The following is a 26,180-nucleotide window of genomic DNA, read 5'->3' as shown; positions in this document are numbered from 1 at the left end:
GTAGTCTCTCCCTCGGGAGTCGACGGCGCCTCAGGGGGACGCACCATCGGCTTGGGGGGACGATGATCGAACAGCAGACGACGCACGAGGACGACGCCCGGGATGAGGCGCCCGCGAGCAGGGTCCGCATGTCGGATCGATCAGCCCGAGGTCTCCGACCGGATTCCGGTCCCATCACGCAGGCCCACGGCGCGCGCGCCCACGACTGGCGCAGGACCTACGCCCTCGGACTGGTCGTCACCGATCTCCTCGTGCTGGTGTGGGTCGTCTTCGGCGTGCAGATCGCCTGGTTCGGCGTCGAGACCTCGGACGTGCAGTTCTCCGGCAACACCGCCGACATCGCCGTCAGCTACTCGGTGCTCTCGGTGATCATCATCGCTGCCTGGATGTTCGTGCTCGGCGTCTACGGCACGCGCGGGTACCGCGTCCTCGGCACCGGCCCGCAGGAGTACCGCCTCATCCTGGACGCCACGGTCCGCCTCTTCGGGCTCGTCGCCATCGTGGCCTTCCTCTTCCGCATCGACTTCGCCCGCGGCTACATCATCATCGCGCTGCCGCTGGGTCTCCTCACCCTGTGGCTGAGCCGCTGGATGTGGCGTCAGTGGCTCAACGTGCAGCGCGCGAAGGGCCGCTACTCCTCGCGGGTGCTGCTCATCGGCTCCGAGCAGTCGACCACCTTCCTCGCCCGCGAGCTCGCCCGCCAGCCGTTCGCCGGCTACCTCGTGGTCGGTGCGTGCATCCCGTCGGGCATGATCGCGGCGACCCTCCCGGGCAGCAGCATCCCGGTGCTCGGCAAGCTCGACGACCTGCAGGGCGCCATGCGCGCCGTCGACGCGGACACCGTCGTCATCGCCAGCAACGACGAGCTGTCCGCCGAGCGGATCCGCGAGCTCAGCTGGTCCTTGGAGCCCGGGCGGCAGCACCTCGTGGTGGCGCCGAGCCTCACCGACATCGGCGGTCCCCGCATCCACACGCGGCCGGTGGCGGGACTCCCGCTCATCCACGTGGAGACGCCGCGCTACGAGGGCACCAAGCAGTTCGCGAAGCGCGCCTTCGACATCCTGGCCAGCACCGTGATCCTCCTGCTCTCCTCTCCCCTGCTGCTCGTGATCGCGATGACGGTCCGGTTGAGCACGCCCGGACCCGTGCTGTTCCGTCAGGAGCGCGTGGGCATCAACGGCCGGCCCTTCCAGATGCTCAAGTTCCGCACCATGGTGACGGACGCCGAGGCGCGCCTCCTCGAGCTCGAGAAGCAGGCGCGGGACGCCGGCAACTCCGTGCTCTTCAAGATGAAGGACGACCCCCGGGTCACGCCCATCGGCAGGTTCCTGCGGCGGTACAGCCTCGACGAGCTCATGCAGCTCATCAACGTCCTGAACGGCAGCATGTCCCTCGTGGGACCGCGCCCGCCGCTCGCCCGCGAGGTGGAGGCGTACGAGACGAAGGTGCACCGGCGCTTCCTCGTGAAGCCCGGCATCACCGGCCTCTGGCAGGTGAGCGGCCGTTCGAACCTCTCGTGGGAGGACAGCGTGCGCCTCGACCTCTACTACGTGGAGAACTGGTCGATCGTGGGGGATCTCGTGATCCTGTGGCGGACGGCGCGGGCTGTGCTGGCGCGGGAGGGGGCGTATTGATGCGGCGGTCGGTGACGCAGCGCACCGGCGGAAACCGTGCCGCCGACGCCGCCGCCCGGACAACAAATTGCGGCGGAGACCGCGAATGCCGACGCCGGTGATGGCCGCCGACGCCATCCACGACGACAGGCGGCTTCCTGCGTTGACCGGGGTGCGATTCCTGGCGGCCATGACTGTACTCATCTCGCACTTTGCACACCGCGGTCTCATCGTCGTTCCGTCCGCGGCAGTGGCATTCGTCGACGGCGGGCGGACGGCAGTCGCCCTCTTCTTCGTGCTTTCCGGATTCATCCTCGCGTACAACTATGCCGACTTGACCGGACGTCGTGACCGCCGGAGGTTTTTCGTGAACCGCATCGCCCGGATCTACCCCGTCGTCATACTCTCTCTCATGATCGGGGCTATCGGCGTCGCCTATGTCGTGCTCGCTGACGATCGTCTTCGACTCCTGGACTGGTACGCGCTGAACCAGCGGGATCCGGTCGCTCTCATCGTGAGCTTCGCGAGCCAGCTGACCGTGACCACAGGCTGGTTCCCGGCGGCCCGGATCAATCAGCCATGGAACAGCCCCGCATGGAGCATCGCATGCGAGATGTTTTTCTATTTGCTGTTCCCGTACCTCATCGTGTTGATTCGTCGGTTGCGATCCACTGGCTTGGTGATCCTCGTGATCATCGCGTTCGCGTTTCAGATCATCTTCATCGTCGCAGTTCAGGCCGTGGCGCCGATGGGACAGCGTGGATTTCTTGTCAGCCAATTCCCCGTCACGCACCTCTTCGACTTCCTCGTCGGCGTAGTGGCGGCACTTCTCTTCCGAAGAGGAGGCCGCGAGTGGCTGCTCGTCGGTCGGCGGCGTCTCGTCGCGCTGGTCGTCGCGAGTGCATCGATCGCCGTGCTCTCGTTCACTGTGCCGGTGCGGCCGGCGTACCTCTTGCTCACTCCGTTCTTCGCGATCCTCATCCTCGGCCTTGCTGTGCCGCCGAGACGAGGGGCATCCTGGCTCGCCGCACGGTGGCTGCTGCTCCTCGGTGAGGCGAGCTTCTCCCTCTATCTGATCCACGTTCCCTTGATGAACCTGATGAGCCTCACAGGGTCCGCGCCGTGGTTCGGCTGGGTGTGGGTGTTGCTTACTATTGGCACGAGCGTCCTAGTGCTCGCCTTCTTCGAGACTCCGGCACGTCTAGCCACCAAGAAAGCGTTGAACAACATGCTGGAACAGCTAGGGAGACGAGCCGCGACGGATGTCGTCGTGCCTGCACCCGACGCCCCCGCGAGGGATGCATCATGAGGTCCGCATCGCGCGCGCGGACTCGTCTGACGTCGCCGTCTGGCTCAGATGCCGAGCCGCCGACGGCGAAGATCAAAATAGCCGACGTTACGCGACACGCTAGCGCTGACGCCTTGTTCGACCGCAAGCCAGCGCGGATCATTGCAGGGCTGACCGCCGCGCTGCCTACGCTCTCCGCCATCGTGCCACTCACCAGCGTCGCTACCGCGGTCTTCTTTCCGATCCGCTCACGGAAGCCATGGTCGCGCTGGAACAAAATCATCATCTCCACCGCGACGCTCTCGGTGGTCATGATGGTGGTTTCCGGGCTCATGGCGGTCTCCGGGCCGCAGTGGCCTCAAATATTGAGCGCCGTGGTATTCGGGCTATGCCTTGTTGGATTCTCGAAGGTTGCATCCGATGTGTCTACGACGGCGCAAATCCTCGCTGTAGCCGGTCTTGGTACGACGGTCTACTTCGCGGTCACGGGACGCAACGACTCCTACGACCTTGCCGTGCTGTGGAAGTACGGGGTGGCCCTGCCCTTCACCGTCGCTGTCGTCTACCTCACGTGCCGATTCCGCGGTCGTCTGGCGCCGATCGTCACATTGGGTGCCATCGCCTTCGTTAGCCTCGTGCTCGAGTACCGCTCCTTCTCCGGTGTCTGCCTCGCTGCGGTAGTGGCGTGGATCTTTCACTCGCGGGCCGGCACCAGCCGCTGGTGGGGCCTGCGGGCAGGGTCCCTCGGCGTCCTCCTCGCCGTGCTCTTTAACGTCATCATCAACATCATTGAGAGCGGTGTCTTCGGCGCCTCGCTTCGGCAGAAGACAGAAAATCAGCTCGACGGTGGTGGGCCTGCGATCTTGAGCGGCCGTGTTGAACCGCCGTTGTCAGTAGCGGCCATCTCCGAGAAACCGTTCCTCGGATGGGGCAACCCGCAGGAGATTGGGGAGCGCACCCTGAGCCTAGGTGGCCGCTTGGCGAATGCCATCGGGATGTACGACCTACCTGCCTACCGTCGAATTTGGATCCGGAGTGACGGGCAGGTTTCGCTTCACTCGATCCTCTTCGAGTCGTGGGTGTCCGGAGGCGTCCTCGCTGCGCTGTTCCCTATTGCGCTGGTAGCCCTCTTCGCAACCGCGCTATTCAAGGCCCGAGGCCGTTTCTATCCCCTCATCGCGGTCGTGTGTGTTCAGGGAATATGGGACGTCTTCTTCTCGCCCTGGGCGGTCAACCGGTCGTCGCTGATGGCTCTCGGTGCTCTTCTTGCCATTTTCGCCGTCACCCAACGGGGTATGGCTCGTGAAACTGTATCTTCATCACGGTCTCATCGAAAGTTCCGTAAATTGGGCGGCATTCCTGATTTTGGCTCGTCTTCAAGGCACGGGCCTACTTAGCACCCGGCATGACCTTCGTTACGCGCTCTGATTTCGACTCCGGACCATGACGACCACGAGCAGCACGAAGATTGTCGCTTGCGCACAGACGAAGGCCCATGCAGCTCCGACCGGGCCTGCTGTTCCTGCAAAGAGGGCAACGAGGACCAGCTGTAGGAGTACGGCGGAGGTGGTGACGAACGACACCGGCTTGTCGTACCCCAGCGACTGCTGGAAGATCGCGAGCGGCTGATTGGCGATGGCGAGGAGCGTACCCAGGGCTAGCACGCGCAGGACGGACGCCGATTCCGCAAAGGCTTCTCCGACTAGGAGATCCACGAAGAATGGCGCTGCGACGATCACGAGCACGCAGGCGCCCATGGCGGCGATGGGGAGCCAGAGGGCCTTGCGAACTACGGGCCAGGCGTTCCTCCAAGACCGTGCGCGCGCGACCACAGGGACAGCTGAGGCGGCGAACGCGGATACTGCGAGGGACATGGGCTGCGTCCATCGATTGACGGCGCCGTAGATTCCCGCGGCGGCAGGACCGGCGACCGCGGACATGATCGCGACGTCGAGAGCTTGCGACGTGACCGCCACGCTGCTCAGCCCGTAGAAGCCCGACCCTCTCCACGGGACGCGACTGATGCGCCTAGTCCTCCGAAGCGCCTGCCGATCCGGCATGCGAGTCACGAGGAGCACGGTGCTGGCCGTCGATCCCAAGACCAGCGCGATCCAGAGGGCTGCAGCTCCTTCCACGCCGAGCAACATGCTGAGAATCAAGATGCTCAGTCCGACGACGCGGTCAAGGATGAGCGACAGTGCCACCGTCAGCATCCTGGACTTGGCGCGCAACGGCACCTGCGCAGTCTGGCTGAGCAGCAAGAACATCGCGACCGGCGCCGCAGTCCAGAGTAGGTCTGTGGGAGACCAGATGAGGAGGCCCGTCCCGACGATCAGCAGGACGACGCCGGCGAAGGCGAGCTTGCCGAAGGCGCGCTCGGTGAAGTGCTCCGCGGTGAGGTCCCCGCGCGCCGCCTCGCGGAGCCAAAGGGAGTTCGTGCCGAAGTCGATCAGTCCCACGGCACTGGACGCGATGGCCACGGCCGTGACCGCGTGACCGAATGCCTCCGGGCCGCTCGATCGCGCCGCGAGTAGGTAGATGACCGCCGTCAGGATCTGAGCGAGGGCCGTCGAGCCGGCAAGGAAGGTGGCCTGGCGTCCCAGACCGCCGGAAGGGACCGGCGCGGCGTCCGTCACAGTAGAGCCGAAGTGAATCTGGAGGAATTCATACCGGAGACGGCGAGGGGCCGGTCGGCGATCGATGCGTCGGCCATGCCCTGAGCGATCGCCTCGACGGAGAGGGGCGTCCACCGCGCATGCGTGGGTACGGCACGGGCATCGTTCCGGAGGCTCGACGCGCCAGACACGAGCAGGCGCGTGCCCGAGACCACGGCCTTCCCGAAGATGCCGCTCGGGCCCTCATTGGAGTGCGCGAGGACGACGCAGTCGACCGCGGCGATTGCGGCATCGAGCTCCTTGTCCTCGAGCATGCGGTCGACGACCACGACGCGCGCGCCTCTCTGGCGCGCCTCCGAAAGGTGGGGCTTTGCCTCGGCGAGCTGCCCGTCCAGGATCGCGCCCCCGACCAGGAGGCCCACGCCGTCTCCGGCTATGCGCGTGAAAGCCTCTGCCACCATCGGGAGGTTCTTCCGCGCCGTGATCGCGCCGACCACGGCGAACCATCGGCGACCGCGGTCGAGGCCCCACTGCTCCCGCACGTCGAATACGTCGTCCGCCGTCGCGGCGAGGGTCACCGGATCCTGCGCAACGGGGAATCGGGATTTGCCAGCCCAAACGGAGGACTTGAGGACCGCGACGGTCGTCGAGCCCCGGAGGCTCACGAGCGTCATGGTGGCGAACTTGAGGATCTGGCGGACGAAGGAGCGGATTCCTTGACTGGGCCGAAGGTCGGGCTCGCGCATGATCAGTGCGGTCATATGGGGGAGGTCGCGCCCGCGGCGCGTCAGGAGCGGGATCAGGTGGCGATCTCCATCAGGGATGACGACGCGTCCAGCACCCATGTCCCGAGCCAGCTGCGAGACGGGGTGCACATCGGCGCTTGGGATCTCCACAACGGTGAACGACGACGGGAGCCCCCGCAGGAACTCGACGGCCTGTGGGCTATCCATCTGGCTCGGCGTCGTCACCAAGACGGGCTGCCCACCTCTGTCGATGATGGCATCGGCGAGGAGGCGCACGTAGTAGAACCTGTGGCCGCTCGCGTTTCCCTCGAGGATGAATACGGGTCCATCGGGTGCTGGCGAGGACCCACGCAGCCGAGGAGCGCTCATGCGCGGCTCCCACGGGTGGGTGAGAGGCCGTGCGACCGGAGGACGGTCCGGGTCAGCACGCGCGTCCGGGAACTCGCGTCCGGACACAACGGTGGCGGCCATTGCTGGCCTTACGAGTGGCGTGTCGCTGCCAGACGGATCCTTCCGGCATCGCGGTTCGTCCCCAGTCCCCCATGCGAATCCTGTCCCCCTATGTTCTCGGCCCCGAGAGTTCACCCGGTGCCGAGACCAGTATGCCGGGCGGGGCCCCTCGCCCCGACCCCTAGCCACGCATGCCGGGGACCACGCGACGGTGCAGCCTGCACTACTCTCGCCAGCGGGGGAGGGTGTCGCCGCAGGAGCGGCGCCTTGCGCGCACCGAGGCTGGTGGCATGAAGCCGACCGCTCTAGCGGCTGTTCGCACCCCTATCGTCGATGAGGGGGACCATGGGAATCGTCGTGACTCAGACCGCTTCGGTCAGGAGCTTGACTTGAGGATGCGGGTGGCTATCACCCAGCCGTACATCCCGGGCTACCGCGAACGACTCTGGGCCCTGGTGATCGACCGACTGTCGGAGGCGGAGGTCGACTGCCGCGTCTTCTATGGCGGCGACGTCGAGCAAGAGCGGGAGGTCGCCGCCCGCGGTGACAGCATCGAACCCACGTGGGCAAGCAGGGTCGGTGCCTGGACGCTCCAGCCTGTGCGCTCCATTCCGAAGTTCACGTTCCGGCGCCTCCCTCGCACCTGGCGAGGACGCGACGTGCTTCTCGTGACCGAGATGCAGGGCACCAACCTGAACGCATGGATGCGCGCGGGGCTGCGTCAGCCGTACGTCACGCTGGGGCACGGGATCTCGGAGACTACGACCCAGTCGTTCCTCGCGGATGCCGCGGAGGACCTCCTCAATACTCTTGCCACGCGGGTGCTGACGTACACGGAGACAGGTCGTCGGCACGTGCTGGCCTCGACTCGGCTGCGTGAGGACCAGGTCTCGGCGTTCCGGAACTCGACGGACACATCGCGTCTGCAGCGTGCCATGGACGCGGTCACGCCGGCCGACGAGGCGGCGTTCTTGGACCGGCACCGCATTCCACGAGACGCGCAAATCTCCTTCTTCCTCGGCGCGCTGAACCGCTTCAAGAGCGTGGACTTGCTCGTGGACGCGGCACGCATCGCCTTCGCCGAAGATCCCTCGCAGTGGCTGGTCATTGCGGGCGACGGGGAGTCGCGGGAGCTGGTTGAGGCTTTGGCCGTCGACTCAGGCCGAGTGGTGCTTCTGGGACAAGCTACAGCGGAGACCTACGCACCGGCTGCAGCCATGTCCCGACTCCTCCTCAACCCGGGACGCGTCGGCCTGGTCGCCGTCGACGCGCTCGTGATGGGTCTTCCGATCTTGACGACGGTCGGCGCCGCTCACGCGCCGGAGCACGAATACCTCCGGCCCGGAATTGACGTGGTCGAGGTCCAGGCGACGCCGGAGGACTACGCGAGTGCGTGGATCGGCCACGGAGGACGCGTCGACGCGCCATCCGCCAACCAACCGACCATCGAGGCCGCGGCGCAGGTAATTTCCAACACGATCCTCGACGCACTCGACGCACTCGACGCCCGGTAGGCCGCGCGCGGCCCTCGCGTCGAAGACGTAGCACGGGGAGCCGCCGTGGCGGCTACGAAGAGAACTTGTATCGCGAGACGAGCTCTTCTGCCACCGCGGCGATGCCGAATGCTCCCGCGACGCTGGACCGCATGCCCCGCTCCAACTCGCAGCCGATGGTCGGAGAAGTGAGTAGCTTCTCCACGGCAGCCGCGAGCTCACGTGCCGACCCGTCGGTGACCAGGGCGGCCCCCAGGGCGTCCAGCTCTTCCGCGATCCCGCAATCCTCCGTGAGGACCACTGGCGTACCTACAGCCATCGCCTCTAGCACCGTCATAGGAAATACCTCGCGCACGCTCGGTAGCACGTAGACAGCCGCCCCGGCCAGACGCTCCGTGGATTCTCCTGGGGCGACGCTGCCCTGGTAGGTCAGTGGCAGACCAGGGTGCGCGGCGATGTAAGCAGTGAGCGCCGCGAGGTCGCCTTCGTCGGGGCCGACGACGGAGAAGCGCACTCGGACACCGCGCTCGTGCAGCAAGGTGGCCATCTCGGCGAAAGCGAGCACGCGCTTGCGAGGGTGCAATCGGGCGAGGAAGAGGACCTCGGGATCCGAATCCGGCTCCCGGTGCACGGGCGCGGAGACCGACGCCACGCCGTTGCGAACATGGACGACGCGCGCATCTCCGCGGGACACGGCGTCGAGCGACTCCTCCTCGGCGTTCGTGAGCGCCAGCACGGCTCGTGCGCCCGCGAGGACGCGGCGGACGGAGACGGCGTCGAGGATACGCGACTTGACGCGCGCGTCTTCGGTCACCATCCCATGGGTCTGCAGCACGTACGGCACGCCCGCCCGTCGACAGACCTCTGCGGCCGAGAGGGCAAGCAAGTGCCGTCCTATGTGGATGTGAACGACGTCGAACTCGCGGACGTGACGCCGCAGCCCCGCGATCAAGCCGGGAGAGACCAGGCCGCTGAACCCGAGGCCGGGGAGCGCGTGCGCATGGAACAGACGCACGTCGACGCCGTCAACGGACAGGTCGACCTCGCCGTCCCATCCTGCGACGAGCACTACGCGATGCCCCTGCCGGGCAAGCTCGCGGCACTGCTCCACCGCGACGGCGACGGGACCCCCGAAAGCACCGTCTGCGGAGACGTACGGCAGGACGTGGGCGATGCGCAGGGGTCGAGTCACGATGTGGCGAAGCGCGAGCCGACGATCGCGCAGTCCGGGCCGGACACGATGGCGCCGGCGGGGACGTCGCCCGCGACGACCGTCATGGGCCGCGCGAGCGCCGAGCGGCCGACGTGGGCGCCGCCGAGCACGAGGCAGCGCGAGGTGATCCACGCGCCCGGCTCGATGACGATGGGCCGCGTGATCAGGGCCATGTCGCGTCGGTGCGCGTGGCTTCCCGTGGTGAGCATCGTCTCCTGGGAGAGGACGACGTCGTGGCCGACGGTGATGAGGTCCTGGTTGTGGAACCAGACGCCCTCGCCGATCCACGAGCGGTCGCCGATGCGGAGCTTCCAGGGGAACTTGACCCGGGTGCGGGGGCGGAAGACGACGCCCTCCCCGATCTCCGCGCCGAACGCCCGGAGGGCGCGGATGCGGAGGCCGGAGCTGATCTGCCACGGGTTGGTGACGAGGAGGAGCTCGACCGCCGCCCACAGGTAGACCGTGCGCCTCGGTCGGTCCCACGCCTGGTGCTCCCCGGGGGCCTGGGACAGGTCGATGACGGGCACGTCGGTCCGAGCGCTCGGGGCGGAGCCGCCCGGAGCGCCGGTCGCCGCCGTCACGCCGGGACCCCGGCGCGGATGGTCGACAGCTGCTGCGCGAAGCGCACGTAGCGGGCATGCGCGCTGACGGGCGAGTAGCGGTTCTGGTACATCCGCTGCGCCGCGCTGGTCAGGTGCGCCGACTGCGCTGCGTCGCAGCGCAGGTCCTGCGCCGCCTGGAGCAGGCGCTCGGGCTGGCCGGGCGGGATGATCGCCGCGGCCCCGTGCTCTCGCACGACGCTCTCGGTGATGCCGCCGTCCTCGACGGCGGCGATGATGGGGCGACGGCTGCTCGTGTACGACGTGAGCTTCGACGGCATGCTCATCTCGCGCACGCCGGGCTTCTCGTTGAGCAGGAGTGCGTCGGCCGCGGCGAGGGCGTAGGGGTAGTCGTCGCCGTCGAGCGGCGGAACGAAGCGCAGCGACCGGATCCCGGCACCCTGCTCCTCGAGCGCGGCGCGCTGGTTGCCGTCGCCGACCAGCACGAACTCGATGCCGAGGTCCCGGGTGTCGGACAGGCGCGCGGCCTCGACCACGGACTCGAGACCCTGCTTCATGCCCATGTTCCCGGTGTGGACGACCGTGAAGGCGTCGTCCGTCCATCCGAGGCGCGTGCGGGCGGTGGCGGCGGAGACGTCGACCGGCGTGATGTGGGTGAAGTTGGGGAGCCCCGAGATGCACTGCTCCTCGACGCCCTGCTCGATGAGGAGGTCGCCGAAGCGCGGCGTGATGACGCCGATGCGGTCCGCGCGGCGGAGGAGCGCGTACTCCCCCGAGGCGATGAGGCGGGAGGCGCGGCCGCCCGTGGTGCCGGACTCGCCCGCGGCGTTGCCCGTGAGGTCCTGGACGAGCACGCCGAAGGGCCGACGGCCGTGCCCGAGCGCTCCCGCGGCGAGGCCGGCGAGCGAGGGCGTGACGGCGATGACGACGTCGCTGGTGTCGCGGCGGACCTCGCGGAGCGCGCCCTGCAGGAAGCTCGACTCGAGCTTCGCCCGGCCGACCAGGTCGGGCGTCTCCGGGATGGAGTGCCGGACGCGGGTGATGCGGACGCCGTCGCGCATCTCCTCCCAGCGGCGGCCCTCGGCGTACCGCTCGTCCTGCAGCTTCCACTGCGGGTAGTGCGGGATGCCCGTGATGACGTGCACGGACGCTCCCGCATCCGTCAGCGCCTCGGCCATCGCCGTCGTGTACGGAGCGATTCCCGTCGTCTCCGGCCAGTAGTTGATGCCGACCAGGCAGACCGTGAGGCCCCCCAGGTCCTGCGACGTCTGCGTGCGCGCAGCGTCGGTCGTTCGTAGATCCCCCATGGGGTCATTCTGCCTGCTCGACGTTTCGATGTCGTTAACGCCCCGCGCGCCGTCGTACCCCGATTGCCGCCGCATGCCGCCGCCACGTTAGATTCGACCCGACGGCGCGCGCCGGGCATCGCCCCGCAGCCGTCCACATCACATGAGAATCTGGGGGGATCCATGGCCAAGAAGGCCTTCATCACCGGCATCACCGGGCAGGACGGCTCGTACCTCGCCGAGCTGCTGCTCGGCAAGGGCTACGAGGTCCACGGCCTCATCCGCCGCTCGTCGACGTTCAACACGTCGCGCATAGACCACCTCTACCAGGACCCGCACGAGGACGGCGCGAAGCTCTTCCTGCACTACGGCGACCTGAGCGACGGCTCCCGGCTCACGACGCTGATGATGCAGATCCAGCCGGACGAGGTCTACAACCTCGCCGCCCAGTCGCACGTGCGCGTCTCCTTCGACGAGCCCGAGCACACCGCCGACACCACGGGGACGGGCACGATCCGACTGCTCGAGGCCGTGCGCCTCTCCGGCATCGAGACCCGCTTCTACCAGGCCTCCTCGAGCGAGCTGTACGGGGCCACTCCCCCGCCCCAGAGCGAGACCACGCCGTTCTACCCGCGCTCGCCCTACGGCGCCGCGAAGCTCTACAGCTTCTGGATCACCAAGAACTACCGCGAGGCGTACGACATGTTCGCCGTCAACGGGATCCTGTTCAACCACGAGTCGCCCCGTCGCGGCGAGACCTTCGTGACCCGCAAGATCACGCGCGCGGTCGCCGCCATCCAGGCCGGCACGCAGGACCACGTCTACCTCGGCAACCTCGACAGCATCCGCGACTGGGGCTACGCCGCCGAGTACGTCGAGGGCATGTGGCGGATGCTGCAGGCCGACGAGCCCGACGACTTCGTGCTCGCCACCGGCGGCAACTTCACGGTCCGCGACTTCCTGGAGACGGCGTTCTCGCACGCCGGGCTCGACTGGTCCGAGCACGTGCGCTTCGACCCGCGCTACCTGCGCCCCACGGAGGTGGACGCCCTCGTCGGTGACGCCTCGAAGGCGCGCGAGAAGCTCGGCTGGGAGGCGACCGTCGACACCACGATGCTCGCCCGCATCATGGTCGACGCCGACATCGCGGCGCTCTCCTCCGAGGGCAGCCCGTGGATCGACACGGTGCGCCTCGCCAGCTGGGGCACGGCCGAGCCGACCCCGGTCCAGGCGTGACCGCGGCCGCCGCCCCTGCCGCGGACGAGCGCGACGCCGTCGCCTTCGCGCCCGCACCGCTCGACCGATCGGCGCGCGTCTATGTCGCCGGGCACCGCGGGCTCGTGGGGTCGGCCATCGTCCGCCGGCTCGAGGCGGAGGGCTTCACCGACGTCGTCGGCCGCACGTCGGCGGAGCTCGACCTCAAGGACCGGGACGCCGTATTCGCCTTCTTCGCCGCCGAGCGTCCGGTGCACGTCGTGCTCGCGGCCGCGAAGGTCGGGGGGATCCTGGCGAACAGCACCTACCCCGTGGACTTCCTGAGCGACAACCTCCGGATCCAGGTCAACGTCCTCGACGCAGCCCTCGCGCACGGGGTCCAGCGGCTGCTGTTCCTCGGCTCCTCCTGCATCTACCCGAAGCTCGCACCGCAGCCCATCACCGAGGACAGCCTCCTGACGGGCCACCTCGAGCCGACCAACGACGCCTACGCCATCGCCAAGATCGCGGGCATCATGCAGATCCAGGCGGTCCGCCGCCAGCACGGGCTGCCGTGGATCTCGGCCATGCCGACGAACCTCTACGGCCCCGGCGACAACTTCTCGCCGCAGGGCTCGCACGTGCTGCCCGCGCTCATCCGCCGGTACGACGAGGCGCGCGCGTCCGGGGCGGAGTCGGTCACCAACTGGGGCACCGGGACGCCGCGTCGCGAGTTCCTGCACGTGGACGACATGGCGGCCGCGTGCCTGCACCTGCTCGAGCACTACGACGGTCCGGAGCAGGTCAACGTCGGCACCGGCACGGACGTGACGATCCGCGAGATCGCGGAGACCATCGCGCACGTCGTCGGCTACGAGGGCCGCACGGAGTGGGACGCCACCAAGCCGGACGGGACGCCCCAGAAGCTCCTCGACGTGTCCAAGCTGGCGGCGGCCGGATGGACCTCCTCCATCGGGCTCGACGCCGGGCTCCGCTCCACCGTCGAGTGGTACCGCGAGCACATCACGACGCTGCGGGAGTAGCGCTGCGGTTCCGGCGTCCAGCAATCGCCGTGCCGTGCAATCGAAGCACCACCGCAGTTCGATCAGACAGGTACCAGCCATGACCGTCTTTCTCATCTACACGTTCCGCGAGCCGGAACTCCTCAGCCGTACGATCCGGCGCCTGGCACCCCATCAGGTCGTAGTGCACATCGATCAGAAGGTTGACGAGAGGCCGTTCGCATCGGCTGTGGCGGCGGCGGACAGAGGTCGAGTGGAGTTCCTCGCCGATCGTGTGCGGGTGAATTGGGGCGGCTACTCCCAAGTGCAAGCGATCCGCGGGCTCGTTGTAGCGGGTATCGCGCGTGCCCGTCACGACGAGCACCTCGTGCTCCTCTCCGGGCAGGATTACCCGATCCGACCCGTGGCGGAGCTCGAGGACATGCTCGTCAAGTCCGGCGGCAAACAATATCTGCGGTACTTCGACGTCTCGACATCGGACACTAAGTACACTTTGCAGGTCGATCGCCGCTACCACCGCGACCTCGCCTTCCTCAGTACTCGGACCACCAACCCGCGTCTCAGACGTACACGCAACTTGACCATTCGCCTGCTCGAAGCCGGTTCCCGCCTGAGGGGTCGGCTCCGCCCGCCATCCGATTTCCGAGTCGCGCACGGCGTGACGCACTTCGCGATGACCGCGGATTTCGCCGCCAGCCTCGAAGCGTCGGTGACACCATCCATCGAGCGCTACTTCAAGCGCATCTTCGTCGCGGAGGAGAAGTTCTACCAATCGCTCGCTCTTAATTCACCGCGCGGCGCAGAGACCGGAGGTACACTTGCAGGCGGGGCCGAACCCTATTCGGGGCCGGGCAACTGGCGATATGCGAACTTGCACCACATAGACCCGTCCCTGACGAAGGTCTACACAGAAGCCGACTGGCGCGAAGTCGTCGAATCGCCCGCGTACTTCCTGCGAAAGCTCGAGTCAGGGCGGAGCGCCACGCTGTTGGAGCGGATCGACCGAGAACTGCTCGGAGCCGAAACGCCTCCACACGACTAGACCCCGTCGGCCGCGCGCTCGAGCTCCGCGATGTCGAGGCGGCCCATGGCGAGCATCGCCTGCTGGGCGCGGGCGGCGCGGTCCGGGTCGGGGTCGCCGAGGAGGGCGGGCAGGATCGTCGGGACGATCTGCCAGGAGACGCCGAACGGGTCGGTGAGCCAGCCGCAGCGGCTCGGGGCGCCGCCGTCGGCGATGAGCGCGTCCCAGATGCGGTCGAGCTCCTCCTGCGTCTCCACGGGCACCGAGAGCGAGAAGGCCGGGGTCTGCGGGAACATCGGTCCGCCGTCGAACAGGAGGATCCGCAGTCCGCCGACCGACACCGTGGCGGAGCCCGCCGGACCGTCGCCCGCGGGCAGGTCGACGACGCGGGAGTCCGGCAGCACCTCGGCGTAGAGCGTCGCGGCCTCCCGCACGCGCCCGTCGAGCCAGATGAACGGGGTGATGGCCTGCATGACGTCCTCGTCTCTCCTCGGATGGTCAGCGTACCGGCGCGGACCCTCCCGCCGGGAGGGCGGCGACGCGCGCGGCCAGTTCGTCGAGGTTCCGGACCTCGCACGTGCGGCGGCCCTCCTCGATGTCGTGGATCATCTCGACGATCATGTCGAACACCGGCCCCTTGATGTCGCGGTGCACCTGGTCGACCTCGGTCTTCCTCCGGCGCACCATGAGGTCGCGGTAGATGCCGCTGTGCGTCTTCGCGCTCCGCCGGTTGAAGGCCGCGAGCCGGTCGAGCGACCCCTCCAGGTCGTCCGGCTCGAACCCGTCGAACCCCTCGACCTGCACGGGCGCCTGGGCGAGGACCTCGCGGGCGAGGGCGACCATGAGCGGTCGGTAGGCGGGGCGGTCGAGCGTGTCGGCGATGGGCAGGTCGGAGACGGCGCCCGCCCAGAGCATCGCGCCGTAGACCTCCTTGCCCCACAGGTAGCCGAGCACGTTCCCGGTCGCCCGGGCGTAGGGCAGGGCATCCACCATCTCGCGGACCCGGGGCGTGATCTCCCCGCCCGCCAGCTCGCCGACGTGGAACGCGGCGACGTTGCCCTGCAGGATCCGGCCGGGACCGAGGAGGTCGGCGCCGACGTTGACGAAGCTCGACACCACCCGCTCCGGGCCGAGGACGTCGACGAGCACGTCGGCGGTGAGGCCGTTCTGCACGGTGAGCACCCAGCCGTCGGGCGCGAGCCGGTCGCGGAGGAGCTCGGCCGCGGACGCCGTGTGGAGGCTCTTGACGGCGACGATGGCGTGGTCGATGCGGTCGGGCAGGCCGTCGGGCGTCACCGCGTCGACGCGGACGGTGAACTCCTCGACCGGTCCCTCGATGCGGAGCCCGTGCTCCCGGATGGCGGCGACGTGCTCGGCGTCCTGGTCGCAGAGGAGGACGCGGTGGCCGGCCCGAGCCATGTGCGCGCCCAGGGTCCCGCCGATGGCGCCGGCGCCGATGACGACGACGTCCATCAGGCGACCTCGGCGCTCGGGTGGACGCGCTCGAGGAACCCGCGGAGCGTCTGCTGGAACAGCTCCGGCTCCTCGGTCTGCGGCGAGTGGCCGGAGCGCTCGAACACGACGAGCTCGGCGCCCGGGATGAGCGACGCGATCGTCTCCGAGGAGCTGACGGGCGTGACCCAGTCCCGGCGCCCCACCGTCACGAGCGTCGGCACGGCGATCCCCGGGAGCCGGTCCTTCACGTCGTACGCGCCCCAGTTGTGCTGGAAGCACCAGTTGTGCGCCTCGTGCCGGTAGATGCCGGCCTCCACGCGCTCCGCCGACCGGACGGGGTCGTAGTCGAAGTCGTAGAGCGGGATGATCTCCGCCCAGCGCGCCTTGAGGTCCTCGTCGGAGGTGATGCGACCCGACCAGTAGCGGTCGAACGACTCCCAGTCGATCTCGATCCGGTCCTGGTTCCGCGCGTTCTCGAACGCCAGCTCCAGGTTCGATCCGTCCGGCGACGTGTCGCGGAGGATGATCCCGCTCACGTGCTCCGGGTACGCGATCGCGTACTCGAGCGCGATGAACCCGCCGTAGGAGCCGCCCGCGACGATGACGCGGTCGACGCCGGCCCACTGCCGGATCCCGTCGAGGTCGGCGGCCCACTGCGCGTGCGAGTAGGGCTCGATGCCCTCGCTGCGGCCGCAGCCGCGGGCGTCGTAGACGATGACGCGGAAGCGGTCGGCGAGGGGGCCGAAGGTCGAGCGGGGCTCCGCGAGGGAGCCGATGCCGCCGCCGCCGTGGTGGGCGATGATGACGGGCGCGTCCTCCGGGCCCGTCACCTCCACGTTGAGGCGGCAGCCGTTGATCGTGATGTCCATGTGTCCTTCTCGTCGCGTGGGTGGTCGGGTGTCGGATGTCAGGCGGGGACGGCGTCGCGCCAGCGGGTGACGGTGCGCTCCAGCACGGAGAGCGGCACGGCGCCGTCGCCGAGCACGACCCCGTGGAACCCCGGCAGCGTGAAGCGGTCGCCGAGCGCCCGGCGCGACTCCTCGCGGAGGCGCAGGATCTCGCGGCGGCCGATCATGTAGGCGAGCGCCTGACCCGGCCAGGAGATGTAGCGGTCGACCTCGCTCTGCACGTGGGCGCGCGTCGTGGCGGTGTGCGCCCACATGAAGTCGACGCCCTGCTGGCGCGTCCAGCCCAGGTGGTGGATCCCCGTGTCGACGACGAGCCGGCACGCGCGGAGGGCGAGGAAGGACAGCATCCCGAGGCGCGAGACGTCGTCGGTGTAGAGGTCCATCTCGTCGGCGAGCTGCTCGGAGTACAGGCCCCAGCCCTCGTTGAAGCTGCAGGCCTCCACGTCGAGGTGCCGGCGATAGCGCGGGATGTCGAGCGTCTGCGCGGTGGCGAGCTGCAGGTGGTGCCCCGGCACGGACTCGTGGAACGCAAGGCACTCGTACTCGTAGCGGTACCGGGTCTCCGGGTCCGTCGCGAGGAGGCAGTGCGCACCGGGGCGGCTGCCGTCCACGGCGGGCGGCCGGTAGTAGGCCAGGGCGGAGTGCTCGGCCTCGATGGGGTTGATCACCTCGAGCACGCAGTCGCCGATGTCGTAGGCCGGGAACAGGAGCGGGCGCGCCGCCTGCGCGCGGTCGAGGGCGCCCTGCGCCACGTCGATGATCTGCTGGCTGGTCTCGAAGCGGAGGGCCGGGTCGTCGCGCATGCGGGCGGCGATGCGGGGCAGCTCCCGCTCGCCGAGCGCCCGGCCGCCGATCTCCGCCCAGCGCGGGACCATGTCCTCGAGCACCTGGAGGCCGATGCGGTGGATCTCCTCGGGGGCGAGATCCGTGGTGGTGTGGCGGCGGACGGCGTCGAGGTAGCCGTCCGCTCCGCCGGCGGTGTGCTGGATGCCGACGCGGTCGTCGGGGCGGGCGCCGGGGATCAGCTCGTCGGAGAGGCGCGCGGCGAGGCGGGCCATGGCGGGGCGGATGGACGCCTCGACCGTGCGGCGGGCGCGGTCCGCGGCGGCGACCGCGGCGGCGCCGCCCGCACGGGTGGGGCCGAGGAGGGCGTCCTCGTCGATCGGGAGGGCGAGGTACCCCTCGAGCTGCTGGACCGCGTGCTCGAGGCCCATCCGCGTCGACGGCCGCCCCGCGGCCGTCTCCTCGGCGTACCGGTCCCCCAGCGCGTCGAGGACGGCGGCGATGCCGTCGAGGCGGGAGAGGTAGCGGTCCGCGGCCGGCGCGTCCCCGATGGTCATGGCCGGCACCGCCTGGAAGACGAGGCCCTGCCGGCTCACGTAGCCCTTCGCGGAGGCGTTGGCCGCCCAGAGCGAGTGGCGCGCGTCGTCGGACGCGCCGCGGGCGAGGACGGCCAGGACGTCGCGGTCGGTGCGCTGGGCGTCGTCGAGCTCGGCGTCGTCGAGCTCCCCGGCCTCCCGGGCGACCTCGGCGAGGGCGGATGCGGCGTCGGCGCTGGCGGCCGCGCCCGGGTCGCCGGCCAGATGGTCGAACTCGTCGATGCCGAGGAGGGTCGCGTTGTAGGGGTCGTACGAGTGCTGCACGTGGAAGTAGCGCTCGCCGAGCGCGGCGAGGCGGGCGGCAGCGGCCGTCGGGATCGCGGCGGTGGAGACGGCGGGGACGGGGTCGGTCATGGTGCTCCTGGGCGTGGGTCGGTTCGGGCGCGGGTCGTGACGGGCGCGGGCGGCGGATCAGAACAGCGAGTGGCCGCCGTCGATGGACAGGGTCTGGCCGCTGATCCACCCGGCGTCCGGATGGGCGAGGAACACCACGCCGCGCGCGATGTCCTCGGGCGTGCCCGTGCGGCGGACGGGGATGCGCTCGAGGAGCGCCCGCTGGCCGTCGGGGCCGTAGGACTCCCACTGCGCGACGGTGGTGGGGTTGGACAGCACGAAGCCGGGGGCGATGCCGTTCACCGTGATGCCGTGGGGCCCGAGCTCGTGCGCCATCTGCCGGGTGAAGCCGATCTGCGCGGCCTTGGCGGACGCGTAGGCCTGGATCCCCGTGAGGCTGACGCTGCGTCCCGCCCCGGAGGAGATGACGACGATGCGGCCGGTGCCGCGCGCCTTCATCGACCGGGCCGCGGCGCGCGTGCAGGCCATCGTGGTCGTGAGGTTCGCGCGCACGACGTCGTCCCACGCGGCGTCCGTCAGCTCGTCGATGGGGGTGTGCGTCTGGCCGACGACTCCCCCGGCGACGTTCACGAGGACGTCGACGTCGCCGACGGCGGCGAAGAACGCCTCCACCTCGGCGGTGACGCTGAGGTCGACGGTGTCGCGGTCGACGCCGTGGACGCGGGCGCCGGCGTCGCGCAGGGCCTCCGCGACGGCACGGCCGATGCCCTGCGCGGTGCCCGTCACGACCGCGGTACGGCCGGCGAACGGGAGCGCCGCGGAGGCGGAGCGGGTGGGGGCGGCGGTGTCGGTGGGGGCGGCGGTGTCGGTCACGCGGGTTCCTGTCGTCGGGGGTGGATCACGGGGCGTCGCCCTCGGCGGGCGGCTCGACGTCGCCCGCGCGGTAGGCGCGGAGGATGTGCACGGACTCCTCCCACTGGCGCATGCGCTCGAGGCCGGACTCGCCTGTCGCCTGCAGCACCTGCTCGACGAGCGCCTCGAGCAGCACGAGCAGCGCCGCCATGGAGTCGAACGGGATCCCGTCGACCTTCACGGGGAGGACGACGTCGGCGCCCTCCGCGGCGGGGCTCAGCCACTGGTCGGTGATGATGATGGTCGAGGCGCCCTGCCGGCGCGCGAGCTCCGCGGCCTCCTTCGCCGCGAGCTCGTACCGCCGGAGGTCGATGATGATGGCCAGCGAGCCGCGCCCGAGCCGCAGGTACCGGCCGATGTCGTGCCCGAGCGGCTCCCCCACGAACTCGATCCCCGGCACGACCTGGTCGAGCTGGGTCGCGAGGAGCATCGCCAGGAAGCGGCTGAAGTAGCCGCCGGACACCACGACGTGCTTGGGCTTCCCGGCGAGCAGCTGCACGGCGCGCTCCAGCTCGCTCGGCGGCACCGTGTCGCGGAGGCCCTCGACGAGCTGGATCCGGCTCGCCGTGGACCGGGAGAACAGCTCGCCGTCGTCCGCGCTCGGCCGGCTCCGCGTGGTGCGGGTCACCGGGCTGTTCATGTGGTGCGTGATCTCGTCGCGGAGGCGCTGCTGGAAGTCGGGGTAGCTGCCGATGCCGAGGCGCGTGACGAGGCGCAGCACCGTGGGGGTGCTGGTGCCCGCGGCCTTGGCGAGGGTGGCGGCGCTGCCGAGCCCGGCGCTCGGGTAGCTCGCCAGCAGGGTGCGGGCGACCTTCCGCTCGGCGGGCGTGAGCTCGTCCATGCGGGCGAAGATCTCTTCCTTGAGGGGCATGTTCCGTCTTTCCGTCGGGGGGTGGGCGGGATCGTGCGCTCCTATGTCAGCACGACGAGCCGTCCGTCCCGCGGGAACGCCGCGAACAGCGTCGGCGAGTTGTGGGCGATGACGAGCGTGCCGTCGCCGCCCACCGCGACGAGGCCGCCGCTGGCGTGACGCGCCGTCAGCTCGGCCTCGACGGTCGCGAGCACGGCCTCCTCGAGGGTCGACCCGAGGTAGCGGACGCGCGACGCGATGTCGTGCGACACCACGCCGCGGAGGAACGACTCGCCCTCCCCCGTGCAGGAGACCGCGGCCACGCCGTCGCGCGCGTACGTGCCCGCGCCGATGACCGGGGTGTCGCCGACGCGGCCGATGCGCTGGTTCACCATGCCGCCGGTGCTGGTCGCCGCCGCCAGCGCACCCGTGCGGTCGCGGGCGACCGCGCCGACGGTGCCGTGCCGGGCGCCCTGGAGGAGGTCGGCCCGGACGCGGGCGAGCTGCCGCAGGCGCGCCTCGGTGACGAAGTACGCGGGCTCTGCCGTGGCGAGGCCCCAGCCGGCGACGAGCTCGGCCGACGGCGCCACGAGGAGGACGTGGTCGGTCTCCTCGAGGACCGCGCGGGCCGCCCGCACGGGGTTCCGGGCGTGGCGGGACACCGCGACGGCTCCGGCGAGGCCGGCGCCCGTCATCACGGCCGCGTCGAGCTCCGCCTCGCCGTCGGCGGTGAGGGCGGCTCCGCGGCCGGCGTTGAACAGCGGGTCGTCCTCGAGCCGCTCGACGGCCGCGCACACCGCGTCGAGGGCGGATCCGCCGCCCGCCAGCACCGCGGAACCGGCGTCGTGCGCTCGGGTGAGGCCCGCCTCGAAGGCGGCGGCCTCCTCCCGGGACAGCTCGAGGATCCGTCCGCCCGCGCCGCCGTGCAGCGCGAGCGCCGTGCCGTCGGGTCCGGGTGGCACGCTCCATGAGCGCGTGGCGCGCGGCGCCTGCGCGGACTCCTCCGCGAGGCCCATCAGCGGCCCCCGGCCTGCCGGGTGATGTAGTTGACGGCGACGAAGGAGCGGAAGACCTGGAGCAGGTCGTCACCCTCGATGCGGACGCCGCGCTCGGTCGACTTCTCGGCGCCGCGGACCCAGGACGCGACGTCGGCCATGTCGGCCGTCTGGACGTCGAGCTCGAGCACGGCGGGCCGCGCGATCCCCGGCAGGCGCATGCCGCGCTCGGCCACGGTCCGGACGGCCTCCTCGGCGCCGAGGCGGATCAGGCGGCAGGACTCGTCGGGGTGCAGGTTCAGCGCGCTGAACCGCGACGCCGACTCCTTGGTCTGCACGTGGACGGCGTCGGGAGCGAACGGCTCCGTCTCCGTCCAGGTCACGGCGTCGCCGGAGACGAACGCGATGGGGACCCCGTAGTGGTCGGCGACGAGGGCGTTGATCCCGCTCTCCCCCACCTCGGTGCCGTTGACGCGGGCCCCCGAGAACACCTCCGGGTTGTACGTGTGCGACATGGTCGACGGCGGCCCCGAGATGGAGCCGTGGTACCCGACGAGGAAGATCGCGTCGAACGAGTCGTCGAGGCCCTGCATCATGTAGCCCGGCTTGTGGCGGCCCGAGAGGTACTGCGCGCCGCCCGCGATGCGGCGCGGGTCGAGGTTGGCCATGCGGCTGTGCGAGTCGTTGAGGACGATCTCCGTCGCCCCGCCCGCGATCGCGCCCTCGATGGCCGCGTTCACCTCCGCCTGCAGGAGCTCGCAGCCGAGCGCGTAGGCGGCGCCGCTGTCCGGCCGGCACTGCTCCCAGTCGACGACGCCGGCGACGCCCTCCATGTCGAGCGACATCCAGATCCTCATGCGTTCCCCTGTTCCTGTCCGTCGGCGCCCGTGGGGGCGTCGAGCTCTCGGGCCCGGATGCACGCGCTCGCGTGCCCGGGCGTGACGGCCTCGAGGGCCGGGTCGGTGGTGCGGCACGCCGCGACCGCGTACGGGCAGCGCGGGTGGAACCGGCATCCGCTCGGCACGGCGAAGGGGCTCGGCGGCTCGCCCTCCAGCACGGCCTCGGCGTTGACGCTGCCGGCCGACATGCGCGGGATCGAGTCGATGAGCGCCCGCGTGTACGGGTGGCGCGGATCCCGGAAGAGCTCCGCGGTGTCGGCGACCTCGACGATGCGGCCGAGGTACATCACGGCCACGCGCTGGCTGAGGTGCTGCACGACCGCGAGGTTGTGCGCCACGAACAGGATGCTCAGCCCGAGCTCGCGCTGGAGCCGGGCGAAGAGCTCGAGGATCGTCGCCTGCACGGAGACGTCGAGGGCCGAGACGGGCTCGTCCGCGATGAGGATGTCCGGGCGGACCGCGAGGGCGCGCGCGATCGCGATGCGCTGCCGCTGGCCCCCCGAGAACTGGCTCGGGTACGCGTCCAGCGCGTCCTCCTCGAGCCCCACCAGGTTCAGCAGCCGCACGCTCTCGGCCCGCACCTCCCGGCGGGGCACGATGCGGTGCAGCGTCAGGAGCTCCGCGAGCATCGCCCCCACGCTCATGCGCGGGTTGAGCGACGAGTACGGGTCCTGGAACACCATCTGGATGCGCCGGCTGGCCTCGCGGTCCCGCCGGGCGGGCATCGGCGCGCCGTGGTACTCGACGTCCCCCGAGGTGGGCGCGGTGCTCCCCACCAGGATCTTCGCGAGCGTGGACTTGCCGGATCCCGACTCCCCCACGAGCGCGAGGATCTCGCCCTTCCCGAGGTGCAGCTCCACGCCGTCGAGCGCCGTGAGGTGGGATCCCGCCTCGCTGCGGCGGGTGATCTGCGACAGCACGGATCCGCCCACGCGGTAGGTCTTGGTGATGTCGGCGACGCGGAGGACCGGCGGTGCGGCGGCGTCGACCGCCTGCCCCGCTCCGGACCCCGCGACGACGGCGCTCACGCCGGCACCCCCAGGAACACGCGCGACGACTCGATGCAGGCCGCCCGGTGATCCGGCGCCACCACCTCGAAGGGCGGCATCGCGACGGTGCAGGCGTCGACCGCGAACGCGCAGCGCGGTGCGAACGGGCACCCGGAGGGCCGGTTCGCGACGTTCGGCGGGAAGCCGGGGATGGCCACGAGCTCCCGGTCCGGCTGGTCGAAGTCGGGCGCGGAGTCCAGCAGCCCCTTCGTGTACGGGTGGCGCGGGTCACGGAAGACGTCCTGGACGCGGCCCGCCTCGACCACGTGGCCCGCGTACATCACCGCCATGTCGGTGCAGGTCTGGTTGACGACGGCGAGGTCGTGCGTGACGAACGCGAGGGCCGCGCCGGTCTCGACGCACAGCCGCTCGAGGAGCCGGAGCACCTGGTGCTGCACGGTGACGTCGAGGGCGGTCGTGGGCTCGTCGCAGAGCAGCAGGCGCGGTCGGCAGGAGAGCGCCATGGCGATCATCACCCGCTGGCGGAGGCCGCCGGAGAGCTCGTGCGGGTAGGCGCGGGCCCGCCGGGCGGGATCCGGGATGCCGGTGCGGGCCATCATCTCCACGGCGAGCTCGAGGGCCGCCTTCCGTGACAGGCCGAGGTGGCGGCGCGGCCCCTCCGCGATCTGCTCGCCGACGCGCATGACGGGGTTCAGCGCCGTCATCGGCTCCTGGAAGATCATCGCGATGCCGGGGCCCATGAGCAGGCGGCGCTTCGCGGCGGGCATCGGCACGAGGTCGACGCCGTCGAACAGGATGCGGCCGGAGAGCACCTCGACGCCCTTCGGCAGGAGCCCCGCGATCGCGCGGAGGGTGAGGGACTTGCCCGATCCGGACTCCCCGACGATGCCGAAGCGCTCGCCCTCGAGGACCTGGAACGACAGGTCGTCCACGATGGCGGTCGGCGGGCCGCCGCGGCGGCGGATGCCGAGCGTGAGGTGCTCCACGCTGAGGAGCACGGCGGGGGCGGGGGTCGCGTCCTGCACGGTCACTTCCTTCTCTCCGGGCTGAGCATGTCGGACAGGCCGTCGCCGAGGAGGGACAGGCCGAGGCTCGTCACCACCACCACGAGGCCGGGGATGGTGGCCTGCTGCCACTGGGTGGTGATGAACTCCTGGCCGTCGACGATCATCGAGCCCCACTCGGCGGTGGGCGGCGCGATGCCGAGGCCGAGGTAGCCGAGGGTGACGATCGCCATGATGTCCATGACGATGTCGCTCATCCCGTAGATGATCGCCTGGCTCAGCACGTTCGGGCCGATGTGCTTGACGAGCACGCGGCCGTGCGACATGCCACCGAGGCGGGCGGCGACGACGTAGTCCTGCTTCTTCGCCACGAGCACCTCGCCGCGCACGATCTTGGCGTAGGAGACCCACGAGACCGCCGCGATGGCGAGGTAGATGCTCTGCTCGCCGGCGCCGAAGACGAACACCAGGACGATGACCATGACGTAGAACGGGAAGGCGAAGAACACGTCGACGATGCGCATGACGACGGTGTCGAGGATCCCGCCGAAGTAGCCGGAGACGGCGCCGACGATCGTGCCGAACACGAAGGGCAGGAGCACGGCGAGGAAGCCGACCCGGAGGTCGACGCGCGCGCCCCAGATGAGGCGGGACAGCACGTCCCGGCCGTACTTGTCGGTGCCGAGCCAGTGCTCGGCGCTCGGGGACTGCAGCGCGTTCGGGAGGTCCTGCACGATCGGGTCGTACGGGGCGATGACGGGGGCGAGGATCGCGACGAGCACGAGCGCGCCCGTGATGATGCCGCCGGCCACGAGCGGGCCGTTGCGGTACCAGGGCTGCAGCGCCCGGGAGCCGCGCCGGCTGCGTCGCCGGGCCTGGAATCCCGCGAGCACCGCGGTCGGGGTGGTGATGCCCGTGCTCATGCCGCGTCCTTCCCGCCGAGCGTGACCCGGGGATCGAGCATCGTGTAGACGACGTCCGTGAGGATGCCGACGATCACGACGAAGAGGGCGACGAAGAGCGTCACCGCCTGGATGGTGGGGAAGTCGCGGCTGAAGATCGCGTTGACCATGAGCGAGCCGAGGCCCGGCAGCGCGAACACCTTCTCGATGACGAGCGAGCCGCCCACGAGGTAGCCGAGGTTGACGCCGATGATGGAGACGGTGGGGATGGCGGCGTTCCGGAGCACGTGGTCGCGGAACAGGTGCACGCCCGCCGACCCCTTGGACCGCGCGGTGCCGACGTGCTCCGACTCGAGCACGTCGATCATCGAGGCGCGGAGGCTCCGGATCACGGTGGGGCTCATCGCGATGGCGAGCGTCAGGGCGGGCAGGAACAGGAAGCGCACGTGCTCCGCGGCGTCGCGGCCGTAGCCGCCGACGGGGAACGCGCCGAGGCCGACGGCGAGCAGCAGGATCAGCATGATCCCGACCCAGAACTGCGGCATGCCCTGCCCGACGAGCGTGAAGAGGCGGACGCCGAGGTCGCGGGAGGATCCGGGACGGCTGGCGGCGAGGGCGGCGAGCGGGATGCTGATGGCGAGCGACAGCACGAGCGCGTAGCCGAGGAGCGACATGGTGACGGGGATCGCCTGGAAGACGAGCTCCGTGACGGGCAGCTGGTAGGTGAGGCTCGTGCCGAGGTCCCCGCGCACGAGCTGCGCGAGGAAGATGCCGTACTGCTCCCAGATGGGGCGGTCGAGGCCGAGCTGCTCGGTGAGGGCGGCGACGCTCGCGTCGGTCGCGCGCTCCCCCAGGATCGCGAGGGCCGGGTTCCCGGGGAGCAGGTGCGCCATGAAGAAGACGATGAGCGTCACCCCGAAGGCGACCGGGACGGCTTGGAGGAGCCGGCCGGGGATGAAGCGCAGGCGGTGCAGCATTGCTCCTCCTCGAGGCGTGATGCGGTGGACGGCGGGTGGTGCGGGTGGCGGCGAGGGGGGCCTGGAGTCCGCGCGCCGCGGCTACCCACACGCC

At 70.2% G+C, this 26,180-nt stretch carries 24 protein-coding genes; 7 read left to right on the top strand and 17 right to left on the bottom strand.

What is annotated here, in order from left to right; translation table 11 throughout:
* Positions 1–62: 62 nt before the first annotated feature.
* From AC07VC_RS09035 to AC07VC_RS09025, 3 genes are all read left to right on the top strand, one after another.
* Complete coding sequence (locus AC07VC_RS09035; RefSeq protein ID WP_494675837.1) at positions 63–1,634, top strand: sugar transferase; 1,572 nt, start codon at positions 63–65, stop codon at positions 1,632–1,634.
* Positions 1,635–1,719: 85 nt separating this feature from the next.
* Positions 1,720–2,922, top strand: a complete 1,203-nt coding sequence (locus AC07VC_RS09030; RefSeq protein ID WP_494675836.1) for an acyltransferase family protein — start codon at positions 1,720–1,722, stop codon at positions 2,920–2,922.
* A gap of 113 nt (positions 2,923–3,035) precedes the next feature.
* Positions 3,036–4,298 carry an O-antigen ligase family protein gene (locus tag AC07VC_RS09025; RefSeq protein WP_494675835.1) on the top strand — a complete coding sequence of 421 codons (1,263 nt, stop codon included), beginning with the start codon at positions 3,036–3,038 and terminating at the stop codon, positions 4,296–4,298.
* Between the two features lie 18 nt (positions 4,299–4,316).
* On the opposite strand, the gene AC07VC_RS09020 is transcribed toward AC07VC_RS09025, so the two are convergent.
* Positions 4,317–5,537 (bottom strand): lipopolysaccharide biosynthesis protein, encoded by a 1,221-nt coding sequence (locus AC07VC_RS09020; protein WP_494675834.1) that lies wholly within the window; start codon positions 5,535–5,537, stop codon positions 4,317–4,319.
* Positions 5,534–6,538: a glycosyltransferase family protein gene (locus AC07VC_RS09015; RefSeq protein WP_494675833.1), complete on the bottom strand. Its 1,005-nt coding sequence runs from the start codon at positions 6,536–6,538 to the stop codon at positions 5,534–5,536. Before AC07VC_RS09015 ends, AC07VC_RS09020 begins: the two co-directional genes overlap by 4 nt.
* A gap of 575 nt (positions 6,539–7,113) precedes the next feature.
* On the opposite strand from AC07VC_RS09015, the gene AC07VC_RS09010 reads away from it, so the two are divergent.
* Entirely contained in the window at positions 7,114–8,226 is a 1,113-nt protein-coding gene (locus AC07VC_RS09010) for a glycosyltransferase (protein WP_494724458.1), read from the top strand.
* A gap of 52 nt (positions 8,227–8,278) precedes the next feature.
* On the opposite strand, the gene AC07VC_RS09005 is transcribed toward AC07VC_RS09010, so the two are convergent.
* The 3 genes from AC07VC_RS09005 to AC07VC_RS08995 are packed head-to-tail and all read right to left on the bottom strand — an operon-like array spanning position 8,279 to position 11,285.
* A complete protein-coding gene (locus AC07VC_RS09005; protein WP_494675831.1) occupies positions 8,279–9,397 on the bottom strand; it encodes a glycosyltransferase in 1,119 nt (372 codons plus the stop codon).
* The gene (locus AC07VC_RS09000) at positions 9,394–9,945 is read right to left on the bottom strand and encodes an LbetaH domain-containing protein (RefSeq protein ID WP_494675830.1); all 552 of its coding nucleotides are present in this window, start codon (positions 9,943–9,945) and stop codon (positions 9,394–9,396) included. Before AC07VC_RS09000 ends, AC07VC_RS09005 begins: the two co-directional genes overlap by 4 nt.
* A 50-nt stretch (positions 9,946–9,995) precedes the next feature.
* Positions 9,996–11,285, bottom strand: coding sequence for a glycosyltransferase family 4 protein (locus tag AC07VC_RS08995; protein ID WP_494675829.1), 1,290 nt, complete (start codon positions 11,283–11,285; stop codon positions 9,996–9,998).
* A 162-nt stretch (positions 11,286–11,447) separates the two neighbouring features.
* Between AC07VC_RS08995 and gmd the strand changes: the two genes are divergently transcribed.
* From gmd to AC07VC_RS08980, 3 genes are all read left to right on the top strand, one after another.
* The gene (gene gmd / locus AC07VC_RS08990) at positions 11,448–12,500 is read left to right on the top strand and encodes a GDP-mannose 4,6-dehydratase (protein WP_494675828.1); all 1,053 of its coding nucleotides are present in this window, start codon (positions 11,448–11,450) and stop codon (positions 12,498–12,500) included.
* Positions 12,497–13,501 (top strand): GDP-L-fucose synthase family protein, encoded by a 1,005-nt coding sequence (locus AC07VC_RS08985; protein ID WP_494675827.1) that lies wholly within the window; start codon positions 12,497–12,499, stop codon positions 13,499–13,501. The genes gmd and AC07VC_RS08985 overlap by 4 nt, the downstream gene beginning before the upstream one ends.
* A gap of 79 nt (positions 13,502–13,580) precedes the next feature.
* On the top strand, positions 13,581–14,522 hold the full coding sequence (locus AC07VC_RS08980; RefSeq protein ID WP_494675826.1) for a beta-1,6-N-acetylglucosaminyltransferase: 942 nt from the start codon (positions 13,581–13,583) through the stop codon (positions 14,520–14,522).
* On the opposite strand, the gene AC07VC_RS08975 is transcribed toward AC07VC_RS08980, so the two are convergent.
* Genes AC07VC_RS08975 through AC07VC_RS08920 form a run of 12 tightly spaced genes read right to left on the bottom strand, consistent with a single transcriptional unit; the run spans position 14,519 to position 26,086 of the window.
* Positions 14,519–14,974 (bottom strand): VOC family protein, encoded by a 456-nt coding sequence (locus AC07VC_RS08975; RefSeq protein ID WP_494675825.1) that lies wholly within the window; start codon positions 14,972–14,974, stop codon positions 14,519–14,521. The genes AC07VC_RS08980 and AC07VC_RS08975 overlap by 4 nt on opposite strands.
* A 25-nt stretch (positions 14,975–14,999) precedes the next feature.
* Complete coding sequence (locus AC07VC_RS08970) at positions 15,000–15,974, bottom strand: ketopantoate reductase family protein (RefSeq protein WP_494675824.1); 975 nt, start codon at positions 15,972–15,974, stop codon at positions 15,000–15,002.
* Positions 15,974–16,825 carry an alpha/beta fold hydrolase gene (locus AC07VC_RS08965; RefSeq protein WP_494675823.1) on the bottom strand — a complete coding sequence of 284 codons (852 nt, stop codon included), beginning with the start codon at positions 16,823–16,825 and terminating at the stop codon, positions 15,974–15,976. Before AC07VC_RS08965 ends, AC07VC_RS08970 begins: the two co-directional genes overlap by 1 nt.
* Positions 16,826–16,863: 38 nt before the next feature.
* A complete protein-coding gene (locus AC07VC_RS08960; RefSeq protein ID WP_494675822.1) occupies positions 16,864–18,597 on the bottom strand; it encodes a DUF885 domain-containing protein in 1,734 nt (577 codons plus the stop codon).
* A 57-nt stretch (positions 18,598–18,654) separates the two neighbouring features.
* Complete coding sequence (locus tag AC07VC_RS08955; protein ID WP_494675821.1) at positions 18,655–19,410, bottom strand: SDR family NAD(P)-dependent oxidoreductase; 756 nt, start codon at positions 19,408–19,410, stop codon at positions 18,655–18,657.
* Between the two features lie 25 nt (positions 19,411–19,435).
* The gene (locus AC07VC_RS08950) at positions 19,436–20,320 is read right to left on the bottom strand and encodes a MurR/RpiR family transcriptional regulator (protein WP_494675820.1); all 885 of its coding nucleotides are present in this window, start codon (positions 20,318–20,320) and stop codon (positions 19,436–19,438) included.
* A 41-nt stretch (positions 20,321–20,361) separates the two neighbouring features.
* Positions 20,362–21,261, bottom strand: a complete 900-nt coding sequence (locus tag AC07VC_RS08945; protein WP_494675819.1) for an isoaspartyl peptidase/L-asparaginase family protein — start codon at positions 21,259–21,261, stop codon at positions 20,362–20,364.
* Positions 21,262–21,314: 53 nt separating this feature from the next.
* Positions 21,315–22,151, bottom strand: a complete 837-nt coding sequence (locus tag AC07VC_RS08940; protein ID WP_494675818.1) for a M55 family metallopeptidase — start codon at positions 22,149–22,151, stop codon at positions 21,315–21,317.
* Complete coding sequence (locus AC07VC_RS08935) at positions 22,148–23,221, bottom strand: ABC transporter ATP-binding protein (protein ID WP_494675817.1); 1,074 nt, start codon at positions 23,219–23,221, stop codon at positions 22,148–22,150. The genes AC07VC_RS08940 and AC07VC_RS08935 overlap by 4 nt, the downstream gene beginning before the upstream one ends.
* A complete protein-coding gene (locus tag AC07VC_RS08930; protein WP_494675816.1) occupies positions 23,218–24,228 on the bottom strand; it encodes an ABC transporter ATP-binding protein in 1,011 nt (336 codons plus the stop codon). The genes AC07VC_RS08935 and AC07VC_RS08930 overlap by 4 nt, the downstream gene beginning before the upstream one ends.
* 2 nt (positions 24,229–24,230) lie before the next feature.
* On the bottom strand, positions 24,231–25,130 hold the full coding sequence (locus AC07VC_RS08925; RefSeq protein WP_494675815.1) for an ABC transporter permease: 900 nt from the start codon (positions 25,128–25,130) through the stop codon (positions 24,231–24,233).
* A complete protein-coding gene (locus AC07VC_RS08920) occupies positions 25,127–26,086 on the bottom strand; it encodes an ABC transporter permease (protein WP_119382113.1) in 960 nt (319 codons plus the stop codon). Before AC07VC_RS08920 ends, AC07VC_RS08925 begins: the two co-directional genes overlap by 4 nt.
* Between the last annotated feature and the right edge of the window lie 94 nt (positions 26,087–26,180).

This window comes from Clavibacter sp. GW821-FHT01D01 (assembly GCF_059422605.1).
The sequence above is the reverse complement of the archived record's forward strand: the minus strand, read 5'-3'. Positions and strand labels throughout refer to the sequence as shown.